General features: G+C 55.7%; 11 protein-coding genes, 4 tRNA genes and 1 rRNA gene. All 16 read right to left on the bottom strand.

All coding sequences use genetic code 11. The annotated features are described in order from the left end of the window. Nucleotides 1-82: 82 nt before the first annotated feature. The 16 genes from rpoC to rrf all read right to left on the bottom strand — a co-directional run bounded on the left by rpoC (nt 83) and on the right by rrf (nt 15,053). Nucleotides 83-4,282, bottom strand: coding sequence for a DNA-directed RNA polymerase subunit beta' (gene rpoC, locus HU730_RS24525; RefSeq protein WP_003194653.1), 4,200 nt, complete (start codon nt 4,280-4,282; stop codon nt 83-85). Between the two features lie 64 nt (nt 4,283-4,346). Further along, nucleotides 4,347-8,420: a DNA-directed RNA polymerase subunit beta gene (gene rpoB / locus HU730_RS24520; RefSeq protein WP_010206926.1), complete on the bottom strand. Its 4,074-nt coding sequence runs from the start codon at nt 8,418-8,420 to the stop codon at nt 4,347-4,349. Nucleotides 8,421-8,639: 219 nt separating this feature from the next. Further along, nucleotides 8,640-9,005: a 50S ribosomal protein L7/L12 gene (rplL, locus tag HU730_RS24515; RefSeq protein WP_020302454.1), complete on the bottom strand. Its 366-nt coding sequence runs from the start codon at nt 9,003-9,005 to the stop codon at nt 8,640-8,642. 78 nt (nt 9,006-9,083) lie between these two features. After that, nucleotides 9,084-9,584 (bottom strand): 50S ribosomal protein L10, encoded by a 501-nt coding sequence (gene rplJ, locus HU730_RS24510; RefSeq protein ID WP_003232405.1) that lies wholly within the window; start codon nt 9,582-9,584, stop codon nt 9,084-9,086. Nucleotides 9,585-9,783: 199 nt separating this feature from the next. Beyond that, nucleotides 9,784-10,479 (bottom strand): 50S ribosomal protein L1, encoded by a 696-nt coding sequence (gene rplA / locus HU730_RS24505; protein ID WP_003176434.1) that lies wholly within the window; start codon nt 10,477-10,479, stop codon nt 9,784-9,786. Further along, entirely contained in the window at nt 10,479-10,910 is a 432-nt protein-coding gene (gene rplK, locus HU730_RS24500; protein WP_003176435.1) for a 50S ribosomal protein L11, read from the bottom strand. Before rplK ends, rplA begins: the two co-directional genes overlap by 1 nt. Before the next feature lie 116 nt (nt 10,911-11,026). Then, the gene (nusG, locus tag HU730_RS24495; protein ID WP_003176436.1) at nt 11,027-11,560 is read right to left on the bottom strand and encodes a transcription termination/antitermination protein NusG; all 534 of its coding nucleotides are present in this window, start codon (nt 11,558-11,560) and stop codon (nt 11,027-11,029) included. Between the two features lie 9 nt (nt 11,561-11,569). After that, nucleotides 11,570-11,938 carry a preprotein translocase subunit SecE gene (secE, locus tag HU730_RS24490; protein WP_003194658.1) on the bottom strand — a complete coding sequence of 123 codons (369 nt, stop codon included), beginning with the start codon at nt 11,936-11,938 and terminating at the stop codon, nt 11,570-11,572. Nucleotides 11,939-11,983: 45 nt separating this feature from the next. After that, a tRNA-Trp gene (locus HU730_RS24485) sits at nt 11,984-12,059 on the bottom strand. A 143-nt stretch (nt 12,060-12,202) separates the two neighbouring features. Then, nucleotides 12,203-12,278 (bottom strand) — tRNA-Thr (locus HU730_RS24480). Between the two features lie 26 nt (nt 12,279-12,304). Next, nucleotides 12,305-12,378 (bottom strand) — tRNA-Gly (locus HU730_RS24475). Nucleotides 12,379-12,402: 24 nt separating this feature from the next. Then, nucleotides 12,403-12,487 (bottom strand) — tRNA-Tyr (locus HU730_RS24470). A gap of 142 nt (nt 12,488-12,629) precedes the next feature. Then, nucleotides 12,630-13,076, bottom strand: a complete 447-nt coding sequence (locus HU730_RS24465; protein ID WP_034125918.1) for a hypothetical protein — start codon at nt 13,074-13,076, stop codon at nt 12,630-12,632. A gap of 7 nt (nt 13,077-13,083) precedes the next feature. Beyond that, nucleotides 13,084-13,833, bottom strand: a complete 750-nt coding sequence (locus tag HU730_RS24460) for a pantothenate kinase (protein ID WP_034125917.1) — start codon at nt 13,831-13,833, stop codon at nt 13,084-13,086. Further along, entirely contained in the window at nt 13,823-14,782 is a 960-nt protein-coding gene (gene birA, locus HU730_RS24455; protein WP_186527229.1) for a bifunctional biotin--[acetyl-CoA-carboxylase] ligase/biotin operon repressor BirA, read from the bottom strand. The genes HU730_RS24460 and birA overlap by 11 nt, the downstream gene beginning before the upstream one ends. Nucleotides 14,783-14,937: 155 nt before the next feature. Next, nucleotides 14,938-15,053 (bottom strand): 5S ribosomal RNA (gene rrf, locus HU730_RS24450). Nucleotides 15,054-15,178 lie beyond the last annotated feature (125 nt).

The raw sequence follows: 15,178 nt of genomic DNA, 5'->3' as shown, positions 1-15,178 counted from the left end.
CTCCCCTCGCGTCGAACCGGGGCAAAAATGCCTCGATCCGACGAACGGGAGTGCCAGGGCCCAGACTCATCTATCGCAGAACTCAGTTACCGCTTGAGTTCAGCGCTTCGGTCAGTGCAGCTTCCACTTCACTGGCGCTTACGCGCAGCGGCTTGTCAGCATCACGGCGACGCTTACGCTCGCTGTGGTAAGCCAAACCGGTACCTGCCGGGATCAGACGACCCACGACTACGTTTTCTTTCAGGCCGCGCAGGTAATCGCGCTTGCCGGTTACCGCTGCTTCGGTCAGTACGCGAGTGGTCTCTTGGAAGGAGGCCGCCGAGATGAACGACTCAGTGGACAACGACGCCTTGGTGATACCCAGCAGCACGCGAGTGAACTTGGAGACAAACTTCTCTTCGTTCGCCAGGCGCTCGTTTTCTACCAGTACGTGAGTCAGTTCCATCTGGTCGCCCTTGATGAAACTGGAATCGCCGGATTCAGCGATTTCAACTTTACGCAGCATCTGACGCAGGATGGTCTCGATGTGCTTGTCGTTGATCTTCACGCCTTGCAGACGGTAAACGTCCTGGATCTCGTTAACGATGTACTTGGCCAGCGCACTCACACCCAGCAGACGCAGGATGTCGTGTGGATCGCTCGGACCGTCGGAGATAACTTCGCCGCGGTTTACCTGTTCGCCTTCGAACACGTTCAGGTGACGCCACTTCGGAATCAGCTCTTCATACGGATCGCTACCGTCGTTCGGGGTAATAACCAGACGGCGCTTGCCTTTGGTTTCTTTACCGAACGCGATGGTGCCGCTGACTTCAGCCAGAATCGACGCTTCTTTCGGACGACGAGCTTCGAACAAGTCGGCAACACGCGGCAGACCACCGGTGATGTCACGGGTCTTCGAAGTTTCTTGCGGGATACGCGCGATAACATCACCGATCGCGATCTTCGCACCATCCGCTACACCGACCAGGGCGTTGGCTGGCAGGAAGTACTGAGCGATTACGTCAGTGCCTGGCAGCAACAGATCCTTGCCGTTGTCATCGACCATCTTCACGGCAGGACGGATGTCCTTACCAGCAGCTGGACGATCTTTGGCGTCGAGTACTTCAATGTTGGTCATACCGGTCAATTCGTCAGTCTGACGCTTGATCGTGATGCCTTCTTCCATGCCCACGTAGGTCACGGTACCTTTCATTTCGGTAACGATTGGGTGAGTGTGCGGATCCCACTTGGCCACGATTGCGCCAGCGTCGACCTTGTCACCTTCTTTAACCGAAATCACAGCACCGTACGGCAGCTTGTAACGCTCACGCTCACGACCGTAGTCATCAGCGATGGCCAGCTCACCGGAACGGGACACAGCAACCAGGTGACCATCCACTCGCTCAACGTGCTTGAGGTTATGCAGGCGGACGGTACCGCCATTCTTCACCTGAACGCTGTCGGCTGCGGAGGTCCGGCTTGCCGCACCACCGATGTGGAACGTACGCATGGTCAGCTGGGTACCCGGCTCACCGATGGACTGGGCAGCGATAACGCCGACCGCTTCACCGATGTTCACCTGGTGACCACGAGCCAAGTCACGGCCATAGCACTTGGCGCAGATGCCGTAGCGGGTTTCGCAGCTGATCGGCGAGCGAACGATCACTTCGTCGATGCTGTTGAGTTCGATGAACTCGACCCACTTCTCGTCAACCAGGGTGCCGGCAGGAACGATAACTTCCTCGGTACCTGGCTTGAATACGTCACGGGCAATAACACGACCCAATACGCGCTCACCCAGCGGCTCTACAACGTCACCGCCTTCAATGTGCGGCGTCATCAGCAGGCCGTGCTCGGTGCCGCAATCGATCTCGGTTACAACCAGATCTTGTGCAACGTCTACCAGACGACGAGTCAGGTAACCGGAGTTAGCGGTTTTCAACGCGGTATCCGCAAGACCCTTACGAGCACCGTGAGTGGAGATGAAGTACTGAAGTACGCTCAAACCTTCACGGAAGTTCGCAGTGATCGGCGTTTCGATGATGGAACCGTCCGGCTTGGCCATCAGGCCACGCATACCGGCGAGCTGACGTATCTGCGCAGCAGAACCCCGTGCGCCCGAGTCGGCCATCATGTACATCGAGTTGAAGGACTCTTGGTCAACTTCGTCGCCGTGACGGTCGATGACTTTCTCTTTCGAGAGGTTGGCCATCATCGCCTTGGACACTTCGTCGTTGGCCTTGGACCAAAGGTCGATCACTTTGTTGTACTTCTCGCCCTGGGTTACCAGGCCGGAGGCGTACTGGCTCTCGATCTCTTTCACTTCGTCAGTGGCAGCACTGATGATGCGAGCTTTTTCATCCGGGATAACGAAGTCGTTAACACCGATGGAAACGCCGGAGATAGTCGAGTAAGCGAAACCTGTGTACATCAACTGGTCAGCGAAGATAACGGTCTCTTTCAAACCAACCACGCGGTAGCACTGGTTGATCAGCTTGGAGATCGCCTTTTTCTTCATCGGCAGGTTGACGACGTCGTACGACAGGCCTTTTGGCACAACCTGATACAACAGCGCACGGCCGACAGTAGTGTCGACGATACGGGTGTTGCTCACGCTGCCGCCGTCACGGTCGTTGACGGTTTCGTGGATCCGCACCTTGACCTTGGCGTGCAGTGCGGCTTCGCCAGCACGGAACACACGGTCAACTTCTTGCAGGTCAGCGAACACACGACCTTCGCCTTTGGCGTTGATCGCTTCACGAGTCATGTAGTACAGACCCAATACAACGTCCTGCGACGGAACGATGATTGGCTCACCGTTGGCTGGCGACAGGATGTTGTTGGTCGACATCATCAACGCACGCGCTTCCAACTGGGCTTCCAGTGTCAGCGGTACGTGCACGGCCATTTGGTCGCCGTCGAAGTCGGCGTTGTACGCAGCACAGACCAGAGGGTGCAGCTGGATAGCCTTACCTTCGATCAGTACAGGTTCAAACGCCTGGATACCCAGACGGTGAAGGGTCGGTGCACGGTTGAGGAGAACCGGGTGTTCGCGGATCACTTCAGCGAGAACGTCCCAAACCTCTGGCAGTTCGCGCTCGACCATTTTCTTGGCCGCTTTGATGGTGGTCGCAAGACCGCGCATTTCAAGCTTGCCGAAGATGAACGGCTTGAACAGCTCGAGTGCCATCTTCTTAGGCAGACCGCACTGGTGCAGACGCAGGGTCGGGCCTACGGTAATTACCGAACGACCGGAGTAGTCAACACGCTTACCGAGCAAGTTCTGACGGAAACGGCCTTGCTTACCCTTGATCATGTCAGCCAAGGATTTCAGAGGACGCTTGTTCGAACCGGTGATAGCGCGGCCACGACGACCGTTGTCGAGCAGGGCATCAACCGCTTCTTGCAACATACGCTTTTCGTTGCGCACGATGATGTCCGGAGCGGACAGATCAAGCAGGCGCTTCAAGCGGTTGTTACGGTTGATCACGCGGCGGTACAGGTCGTTGAGGTCGGACGTCGCGAAACGACCACCGTCCAACGGTACCAGCGGACGCAGGTCTGGCGGCAGAACCGGCAGAACGGTCAGCACCATCCACTCTGGCAAGTTGCCGGAACCCTGGAAGGCTTCCATCAACTTCAGACGCTTGGACAGTTTCTTGATCTTGGTTTCGGAGTTGGTTTGCGGAATCTCTTCGCGCAGACGACCAATCTCGTGCTCCAGGTCGATAGCGTGCAGCAGTTCGCGGACAGCTTCGGCACCCATGCGGGCATCGAAATCGTCGCCGAACTCTTCCAGCGCTTCGAAGTACTGCTCGTCGTTCAGCAGCTGACCTTTTTCAAGGGTGGTCATGCCTGGGTCGATAACGACATAGCTCTCGAAGTAGAGAACACGTTCGATATCACGCAGGGTCATGTCCATCAGCAAGCCGATACGGGACGGCAGCGATTTCAGGAACCAGATGTGGGCAACCGGCGAAGCCAGTTCGATGTGCGCCATGCGCTCACGACGAACCTTGGCCAGTGCGACTTCAACGCCACACTTCTCACAGATCACACCCCGGTGCTTCAAGCGCTTGTACTTACCGCACAGGCACTCGTAATCCTTTACCGGGCCAAAGATCTTGGCGCAGAACAGGCCGTCACGCTCAGGTTTGAACGTACGGTAGTTGATGGTTTCCGGCTTTTTAACTTCACCGAACGACCACGAACGGATCATCTCAGGCGATGCCAATCCAATACGGATGGCGTCGAACTCTTCGACTTGACCCTGGTTTTTCAGCAAATTCAGTAGGTCTTTCAAGGCCTTTCCTCCTGGCGGAGCAGAGAGCGGGCTAAACAGCCCCGCTCTCGATTCGCGTCACGTGTTATTCGGTTTCCAGATCGATATCGATGCCGAGGGAACGAATTTCTTTGATCAACACGTTGAAGGACTCGGGCATGCCCGGCTCCATACGGTGATCGCCGTCCACGATGTTTTTGTACATCTTGGTACGACCGTTCACATCGTCCGACTTCACTGTGAGCATTTCTTGCAGAGTGTATGCAGCACCGTATGCTTCCAGTGCCCAGACCTCCATCTCCCCGAAACGCTGACCACCGAACTGAGCCTTACCACCCAGCGGCTGCTGGGTAACCAGGCTGTACGAACCGGTAGAACGAGCGTGCATCTTGTCGTCTACCAAGTGGTTCAGCTTCAGCATGTACATGTAGCCAACAGTAACCGGGCGCTCGAACTTGTTGCCGGTACGGCCGTCGAACAGCTGCATCTGGCCGCTTTCTGGCAGGTCTGCCAGTTTCAGCATGGCCTTGATTTCGCTTTCCTTGGCACCGTCGAACACCGGGGTAGCCATTGGAACGCCGCCGCGCAGGTTCTTCGCCAGATCCAGGATTTCCTGGTCGGAGAAGGTGTCCAGCTCTTCGTTGCGACCGCCGATCTCGTTGTAGATCTCGTGCAGGAACTTACGCAGGTCTGCGACTTTGCGCTGCTCTTCGATCATGCGGTTGATCTTCTCGCCCAGACCTTTGGCCGCGAGGCCCAGGTGGGTTTCAAGGATCTGACCAACGTTCATACGCGAAGGTACGCCCAACGGGTTGAGGACGACGTCGACCGGGGTGCCATTGGCATCGTGCGGCATGTCTTCAACCGGCATGATCACAGAGACCACACCCTTGTTACCGTGACGACCGGCCATCTTGTCGCCCGGTTGGATGCGGCGACGGATTGCCAGGTAAACCTTGACGATTTTCAGCACGCCTGGAGCCAGGTCATCGCCCTGCTGCAGTTTGCGCTTCTTGTCTTCGAACTTGTCGTCCAGCAGACGGCGGCGATCAACGATATAGGCCTGGGCCTTCTCGAGCTGCTCGTTCAGAGCATCTTCAGCCATGCGCAGTTTGAACCACTGCCCGTGCTCAAGACCGTCGAGGATTTCGTCGGTGATGTCCTGACCTTTCTTCAGGCCTGCGCCGCCTTCAGCCTTGTGGCCTACCAGAGCGGAACGCAGACGTTCGAAGGTCGCGCCTTCAACGATACGGAACTCTTCGTTCAGGTCCTTGCGGATCTCGTCGAGCTGAGTCTTCTCGATGGACAGTGCACGAGCATCACGCTCAACGCCGTCACGGGTGAAGACCTGTACGTCGATGACCGTACCCTTGGTACCGGTAGGTACACGCAGGGAGGTGTCTTTAACGTCGCTGGCTTTTTCACCGAAGATGGCGCGCAGCAGCTTCTCTTCCGGCGTCAGTTGGGTCTCGCCTTTCGGAGTGACCTTACCGACCAGGATGTCGCCAGCGCCAACTTCAGCACCAACATAAACGATACCGGCTTCGTCCAGCTTGTTCAGTGCAGCTTCACCCACGTTCGGGATGTCTGCAGTGATTTCCTCAGGCCCAAGCTTGGTATCACGCGCCACACAGGTCAGTTCCTGGATGTGGATCGTGGTGAAGCGGTCTTCTTGAACCACACGCTCGGACAGGCAGATGGAGTCTTCGAAGTTGAAGCCGTTCCATGCCATGAACGCGATGCGCATGTTCTGGCCGAGAGCCAGTTCACCCATGTCGGTGGACGGGCCGTCGGCCATGATGTCGCTACGCTGAACGCGATCACCCTTGCTCACCAGCGGACGCTGGTTGATGCAGGTGTTCTGGTTCGAGCGGGTGTATTTGGTCAGGTTGTAGATGTCGACACCGGCTTCGCCAGTTTCTACTTCGTCATCGGCAACACGAACCACGATACGGCTGGCATCAACGGAGTCGATCACGCCGCCACGACGAGCCACGACGCAAACGCCGGAGTCACGTGCTACGTTGCGCTCCATGCCGGTACCTACCAGCGGCTTGTCAGCACGCAGGGTCGGTACAGCTTGACGCTGCATGTTGGACCCCATCAACGCACGGTTGGCGTCATCGTGTTCCAGGAACGGGATCAGCGACGCTGCAACCGAAACTACCTGCTTCGGAGAAACGTCCATCAAGGTGACGTCTTCCGGCGCCTTGACGGTGAACTCGTTCAAGTGACGAACAGCTACCAGCTCGTCGACCAGGACTTTCTTGTCGTTCATCGTGGCCGAAGCCTGAGCGATCACGTGATCAGCTTCTTCGATGGCGGACAGGAATACGATCTCGTCGGTGACCAGGGCGTCTTTCACCACACGGTATGGGCTTTCGAGGAAGCCGTACTGGTTGGTGCGCGCATAGGCAGCCAGGGAGTTGATCAGACCGATGTTCGGACCTTCCGGCGTTTCGATCGGGCATACACGACCGTAATGCGTCGGGTGTACGTCACGGACTTCAAAGCCAGCACGCTCACGGGTCAGACCGCCCGGGCCCAGTGCAGAAACACGGCGCTTGTGGGTGATCTCGGAGAGCGGATTGTTCTGGTCCATGAACTGCGAAAGCTGGCTGGAACCGAAGAACTCTTTCACCGCCGCAGCCACTGGCTTGGCGTTGATCAGGTCTTGCGGCATCAGGCCTTCGCTTTCAGCCATCGACAGACGCTCTTTGACCGCACGCTCAACACGTACCAGACCAACGCGGAACTGGTTCTCGGCCATTTCGCCCACGCAGCGAACACGACGGTTACCCAGGTGGTCGATGTCATCGACGATGCCTTTGCCGTTACGGATGTCAACCAGGGTCTTCAATACCGCGACGATGTCTTCCTTGCACAGCACGCCCGAACCTTCGATCTCGGTACGACCGATACGACGGTTGAACTTCATCCGGCCGACCGCAGACAGGTCATAACGCTCAGGGCTGAAGAACAGGTTGTTGAACAGGGTTTCGGCAGCGTCTTTGGTTGGCGGCTCACCAGGACGCATCATGCGATAGATCTCGACCAGCGCTTCCAATTGGTTGCTGGTGGAGTCGATCTTCAGTGTGTCGGAGATGAACGGACCGCAGTCGATATCGTTGGTGTACAGGGTCTCGATGCGAACAACCTGGGCCTTGGCGATCTTGGCCAGGATCTCGGTGTTCAGCTCGGTGTTGCACTCAGCCAGGATTTCGCCTGTAGCCGGGTGAACGATGACCTTGGCGGTAGTGCGACCCAGGACGTAGTCCAGTGGCACTTCCAGCTCTTTGATACCGGCTTTTTCGATCTGGTTGATGTGGCGCGCAGTGATACGACGGCCAGCCTCAACGATGACCTTGCCTTTTTCGTCCTGGATGTCCAGTACAGCAATTTCACCACGCAGACGCGAAGCGATCAGCTCCAGCTTGAGGGTTTCATCCTTCAGGCTGAATACGTTGGTGGTATAGAAAGCATCCAGCACTTGCTCAGTGGTGTAACCGAGCGCGCGCAGCAATACCGAGGCCGGCAGCTTGCGACGACGGTCGATACGCACGAACACGCAGTCTTTCGGGTCGAACTCGAAGTCCAACCACGAACCGCGGTACGGAATGATCCGCGCGGAGTACAGGAGTTTGCCGGAGCTGTGCGTCTTGCCGCGGTCGTGGTCGAAGAACACGCCCGGGGAACGGTGCAGCTGGGAAACGATTACACGCTCGGTACCGTTGATTACGAAGGTACCGTTTTCAGTCATCAGTGGGATTTCGCCCATGTAGACTTCTTGCTCTTTGATGTCCTTGATCGCTTTGTTCGACGATTCTTTGTCGAAAATGATCAGACGGACTTTTACCCGCAAAGGTACGGCGTACGTAACGCCACGCAACACGCATTCTTTGACATCAAATGCCGGTTCGCCCAGGCGATAACCGACGTACTCCAGCGCAGCATTGCCGGAGTAGCTGATGATCGGGAAAACGGATTTGAAGGCCGCATGCAGGCCCACGTCGCGGAACTGATCTTTGGTCGCTCCCGCCTGCAAGAATTCACGATACGAATCCAGCTGGATAGCCAGAAGGTACGGGACATCCATGACGTCCGGCAACTTGCTAAAGTCCTTGCGGATACGTTTTTTCTCAGTATATGAGTAAGCCATCAGCGTTCCCCAGCTTGGTCACCTGCTTGTTTGGCCCCTCCGACGGGAGCAGCCAGAAAATCTTGCAAACCCCATGGTTTGCACCACCGCTTCGGGTGGCTACAGCGCGTTAATGGCGGCGACCGAGTCGACAGCCAAGAACGGAAAAAGGCCGGTGGCAAGAGCCACCAGCCATCAGCCTTCAGCTTAACGCTTGGGCTGGAGACGCAAGGTCGATGCTTACTTCAGCTCGACTTTAGCGCCTGCTTCTTCCAGAGTAGCTTTGGCTTTGTCAGCTGCGTCTTTAGTAACAGCTTCCAGAACCATGGCAGGAGCGCCGTCAACTACAGCCTTGGCTTCTTTCAGGCCCAGACCGGTCAGTTCACGTACTGCCTTGATCACGTTTACTTTCTTCTCGCCAGCTTCGGTCAGCATGACGTTGAATTCGGTTTGCTCTTCAACAACGGCAGCAGCAGCAGCTGGACCGGCGGAAGCAGCGGCAGCGGAAACGCCGAATTTTTCTTCGAAAGCTTTGATCAGCTCAACAACCTGCAGAACCGACATTTCAGCTACGGCGTTGAGGATATCGTCTTGGGAGATAGACATTGCTGTATTTCCTGAATTGGGGGACGGCCTACGCGGCCATCGAAATAAACAAAAATACGCGAGAGAGGTTGCTCAGCCTTAGGCTGCGGCAGCTTCTTTTTGCTCGCGAACTGCAGCCAGAGTACGAGCCAGCTTGCTGGTAGCGCCTTGAATCACGCTCATCAGCTGCGAAATGGCTTCGTCGCGGGTCGGCAGTGTTGCCAGTACGTCGATTTGGTTAGCTGCGAGGAACTTGCCCTCGAACGCAGCTGCCTTGATCTCGAACTTATCCTGACTCTTGGCGAATTCCTTGAACAAACGGGCAGCAGCGCCTGGATGATCTTTAGAGAACGCGATCAGAGTCGGGCCAGTGAACACGTCGTTGAGAACACTGTATTCAGTGTCAGCAACGGCGCGCTTGAGCAGGGTGTTACGTACAACACGTACGTATACGCCAGCTTCACGAGCCTCTTTACGGAGTCCGGTCATAGCGCCTACTGTCACACCACGGGCATCAGCCACGACAGCGGACAGAGCAGCTTTGGCAGCCTCGTTGACTTCAGCGACGATGGCCTTCTTGTCTTCGAGATTAATTGCCACGGGTTTAACTCCTGCTTGTTACCGTTTCATCTGGCCTAGGCCTGATGTCGTTTTGGTGTCTGATTCGGTAAGGAACCGGGAGCACCATCTGCGTAGGCTTGTTGGTTTAAGACTTGCGTCGCCTACGGTCTTGGATAGCCCCCGCCAGGCAGGGACCCCAATCTTTCAATTGGCGCAATTGCTCGCGCCAATTTATGTCTTATACGTCCAGCGAGCCTTGGTCGATGACCAGACCTGGGCCCATAGTGGTGCTCAGGGTAACGCGCTTGACGTAGATACCTTTCGAGGAAGCAGGCTTGATACGCTTCAGATCAGCGATCAGGGCTTCAACGTTTTCCTTCAGCTTGACGGCATCGAAGCCGACTTTGCCAACGGAGGTGTGAATGATGCCGTTTTTGTCGGTGCGATAACGAACCTGACCAGCCTTGGCGTTTTTAACCGCGGTAGCTACGTCTGGAGTTACGGTGCCGACTTTAGGGTTAGGCATCAGGCCACGTGGACCGAGGATCTGACCCAACTGACCTACAACGCGCATTGCATCCGGGGAAGCAATTACGACGTCATAGTTCAGGTCGCCGCCTTTCATTTCGGCAGCCAGGTCATCCATGCCAACGCGATCAGCACCAGCGGCCAGAGCAGCTTCAGCAGCTGGGCCTTGGGTGAAGACGGCAACACGTACAGTCTTGCCAGTACCGTGTGGCAGCACAGTAGCGCTACGAACGACCTGGTCGGATTTACGTGGGTCAACGCCCAGGTTCACAGCAACGTCAACAGACTCGCTGAACTTGACAGTCGACAGCTCGGTCAGCAGGGCAGCAGCGTCTACGAAGTTGTAGGACTTGCCCGCTTCGATTTTGCCGGCGATAGCCTTTTGGCGCTTGGTCAGCTTAGCCATTACACACCCTCCACGTTAAGGCCCATGCTACGAGCAGAACCGGCGATGGTACGCACGGCTGCATCCATATCAGCTGCAGTCAGATCCGCGTTTTTGGTTTTCGCGATTTCTTCCAGCTGAGCACGGGTTACAGTGCCAACCTTAACGGTGTTAGGACGAGCGGAACCGCTGGTCAGACCGGCAGCTTTCTTCAGCAAAACCGAAGCCGGGGTCGACTTGGTTTCGAAGGTGAAGCTACGGTCGCTGTATACAGTGATGATCACTGGAGTCGGCAGACCTGGCTCAAGACCCTGAGTACGGGCGTTGAAGGCCTTGCAGAATTCCATGATGTTCACGCCGTGCTGACCCAGAGCTGGACCGACGGGTGGGCTAGGGTTGGCCTGAGCGGCCTTCACTTGCAGCTTGATGTAAGCGGTAATCTTCTTGGCCATGAGGCACTCCAATTACGGGTTCAAACGCCTCGAAAGGCTCCCCGGTTACTTGCGCGTTTATCCCAGTGACGACAAAACCCCACAGCCTAGGCTGCGGGGTTGGGATGCTTGCCCAGCTAGACCTTTTCGACCTGACTGAACTCCAACTCTACCGGGGTAGAGCGACCGAAAATGAGCACTGCCACTTGGATCCGGCTCTTTTCGTAGTTAACTTCTTCGACCGTACCGTTAAAATCAGCGAACGGACCGTCTGTAACGCGAACAACCTCACCCGGCTCGAACAATGTCTTCGGCTTGGGCTTGTCGCTACCGTCAGCAACACGACGCAGAATTGCTTCCGCCTCTTTGTCGGTGATCGGAGCAGGCTTGTCGGCAGTACCGCCAATAAAGCCCATGACGCGAGGGGTATCCTTGACCAAGTGCCAAGTACCTTCGTTCATGTCCATTTGTACCAGCACGTAGCCAGGGAAGAACTTGCGTTCGCTTTTGCGCTTCTGCCCATTCCGCATTTCAACCACTTCTTCAGTGGGAACCAGAATTTCGCCGAAGCCATCTTCCATGCCTGCCAGCTTTACGCGCTCCAGCAAAGAGCGCATAACATGCTTCTCGTAACCCGAGTAAGCATGCACAACGTACCAACGCTTAGCCACGGGACACCCTTAGCCAACAATCAAGGAAACAAGCCAGCCGAGCAGGGAATCAAGCCCCCACAACAGCAACGCCATAACCAGAACAACAGCCACGACAATCAATGTGGTCTGAGTGGTTTCTTGGCGAGTCGGCCAAACGACTTTACGGATTTCGGTGCGAGCTTCCTTAACCAGTACCGCGAAGGACTTGCCTTTGGCAGTCTGCAGGCCTACAAAGGCAGCTACAGCAGCGAGGGCAAGCAAAGCGAGTACACGGTACAGGATCGGCGAAGCAGAATAGTACTGATTGCCAACAACGCCTACGACCACCAAGGCGACTACAGCGAGCCACTTTACCAGATCGAAACGAGAGCTTTGAGCTTCAGCCTTAGGAGTCATCTATGAAGATCCTGTGAAAAGAAAGCCAGACACACCACGTGAATCTGGCAGGTCAGGAGGGAATCGAACCCCCAACCTACGGTTTTGGAGACCGTCGCTCTGCCAATTGAGCTACTGACCTAAAACAAAATCAGGCCGACCATTATGCAGGCCTGAAAAAGACTTTACAACAACCAACCCCACAAGACCTGAAACATCGAACAACATTCAAGCCGAGGCAGCTGTTAAAACAAAGGCAGATATTTTCATATCTGCCTTGTCATATGGAGCTCTTGAGCGGATTTGAACCGCTGACCTCACCCTTACCAAGGGTGTGCTCTACCAACTGAGCTACAAGAGCGAAACATCTTGCACAACCTGCAAACTTGGAGCGGGTAGCGGGAATCGAACCCGCATCATCAGCTTGGAAGGCTGAGGTTCTACCACTAAACTATACCCGCGGAGCTTGCAGCTCACGCTAAAAATGGTGGAGGGGGAAGGATTCGAACCTTCGAAGTCGTAGACGTCAGATTTACAGTCTGATCCCTTTGGCCGCTCGGGAACCCCTCCTAAGCGAGCCGGCATTTTACATCACGCCGACCTTCTGTCAAGCATTTTCTCATTTAAATTATGAGGTTAGCTGCATTGACGGTAGCTTTGCACTGTAGCCCTTAAAGGTCTTCACTGCGAAGCGGGCGCCATTCTATGCAAACTATTCGAGAGTTGCAATGCCTTCGCACAGCATTATTTTATGTTTTAACTCATTGAATTCATTAGCAAGGCTTTCAAAGGGCAGATCGTCAGCCAGGCGACGGCTTTCAGGGGCCACACGCAACCAATAACCCGAGGCGCTCTGTGCATTCAGCAACTGGACCGTGACCTTTATATCCAGGCTCGTGAGCCTCTGCTCAAGAGAAGAGGCTTGGCGTCGATCCGAGAAACCACCGATGTACAAGCAGGTATTCTGCGCCTCCGCCGACCTCTCTCGATCACGCCGAGCCACCGCATCTGCCGACTCACTCAAGAGGCGAATATCTTGCTGCGCTCCTCGATGGAGATTCAAGGGCGTGACATCCTTGGCCCGCAATGGCGCCTCTTGCTGATGCCAGACGTAATAAAAAACATTGAGAACCAGTAAAAGTAAAAACAGCCAGCGCATAATCACCTCAAGACAAAGGACACGCCATCGCCAAACCAACAAACACCAAGTCCGGGACCAGCCGAGCCTGCGGCGCAGCATCCCTGACCAGGTCGGCGTCGCCTCCAGTGAGGAAGACCGTGAAATCCTCCCCCCAATAGCCTCGCGCCAACTCGAGCTGAGTCAGCACGAAACCTCTAAGCATGAGCGTACAACCACGCTCGACGGCCTCTACGGTCGTGCGACCTGGAGAGAGACGCTCCAGCGCCCGCTCAGCGGCCGCGTCGTCGTAGCGTATCTTGCGAGTATGGGTTCGCAGTTGATTACGCATAAGCGGTATACCCGGACAAATAAAACCGCCCAGGTGCTCACCGTCCGGACCGATAAAATCTGCGGTCGCCGCCGTACCAAAATCGAGTATCAGGCATGCACCTGACGCCAACTTGAACGCGCCTAGCATGGCCAGCCATCGATCCATTCCTAGGCGCTGGAAGTCTTCGTAGCCGTTGCGCACTCCGCTCATTTCTCGAGCAGAGGTGGCACAGGAAACAGCAACGCCAAATGCCCCTACCAACGCGGCTATCAACTTATCGGTCTCCTCAAGCGCGCGAACACTCACCAACCGACAACGCGTGAGCAATAGACCAGGCAAAGCCACCAAACTGTCGATCAGCGCAATATCCGAACCTGCGATGCCTTCGGCGCGGACACTTGCATCACTCGACTCAAGAACACGCCACTTGATAAAGCTATTTCCACAGTCGAGCTCAAGAATCATCACGCAACCTCAGGCTTAGCTCACCACCGCTGTATATTTTCTCAACGCCACCGACATCCAAACGCAACGCGCCCTGACAATCCACACCGAGCACAACCCCATCAATCCGATTGACGCCCGCGATAAGCGACACACACTTCCCTTGCCACGCGTGATGCTGCTGCCATTCTGCTTGCAGCCCGGCAAAACCCGCAGCCTTGTGTCGCTCCAGGTAGGCTTGTAGTTGCAAGCCCAGTCGCGCCACCAGGTGATTGCGATCAACAGAAGAGCCCGTCTCGAGCTGCATCGAGGTCCACTGCTGATCAACCTCTACAGCCTTCTGCATATTCACATTGATACCTATCCCTAGCACAACGTGACAGATATCTGCGGGATCTCCCACCAACTCAAGCAAGATGCCTGAGATTTTCTTGTGCCCAACCAGGACGTCGTTTGGCCACTTCAAAGCTGCGCCCTCCACGCCCGACTCACGCAGAGCCTGCAGGACTGCCAACCCCACCACCAGACTCAGCCCTTCCAGTTGCCGCAGGCCGCCCTCAACACGCAATACAAGGCTGTAGTAAACGTTTTGCGCAAATGGACTGACCCATTTGCGGCCTCGTCGCCCCCTACCAGCCGTCTGCTGCTCCGCTAGCACAATAAAAGGAGCCGCACTGCCCGCATCGACAAGACGTAAAGCCTCAGCATTAGTGGAGTCAATGGAGTCGAAAATGTGAACGGGCCAAGCCAAGGAACCCGCCCTCTGAGAAATTTCCTGCGCATTCAAAAACATCAATGGCGCAGCCAATCTATATCCGCGCCCCCGGATCTTATGAATGGGGAGATTCAATTCTGCCTCAAGATGCTGAAGCTGCTTCCACACGGCACTGCGACTGACGCCTAGGGCGGCACCAAGCGCTTCTCCAGAATGAAAGCGACCATCTTTCAGAAGTTTCAACAACGTCAGCATGCACATATCGCCACAGAATGAGGCACGCATGATAGCCATGCGCAGGGTCATTGCATAGAAAGGCTGGATATCAGTCATGATCGACGCCCCACCAGATTTTCGAGCGCCCAAAACAAAACCCCAACTGCTTTCGCAATTGGGGTTTTGGAATTTAATCTTGACGATGACCTACTCTCACATGGGGAAACCCCACACTACCATCGGCGATGCATCGTTTCACTGCTGAGTTCGGGATGGGATCAGGTGGTTCCAATGCTCTATGGTCGTCAAGAAATTCGGGTACTGAGTCGTGGCCAGCTGGCCTCGCTTCAGCAAATTGGGTATGTGATAGATCGTGGTGTTTTGTGAGCGTCGAACTTTCGGTTCATTGCGTCTTCACACACCGCAATCTGGCCT

The sequence above is a fragment of the Pseudomonas sp. SWRI22 genome (genome assembly GCF_014268395.2).
GTDB lineage: Bacteria > Pseudomonadota > Gammaproteobacteria > Pseudomonadales > Pseudomonadaceae > Aquipseudomonas > Aquipseudomonas paracarnis.
The sequence above is the reverse complement of the archived record's forward strand: the minus strand, read 5'-3'. Positions and strand labels throughout refer to the sequence as shown.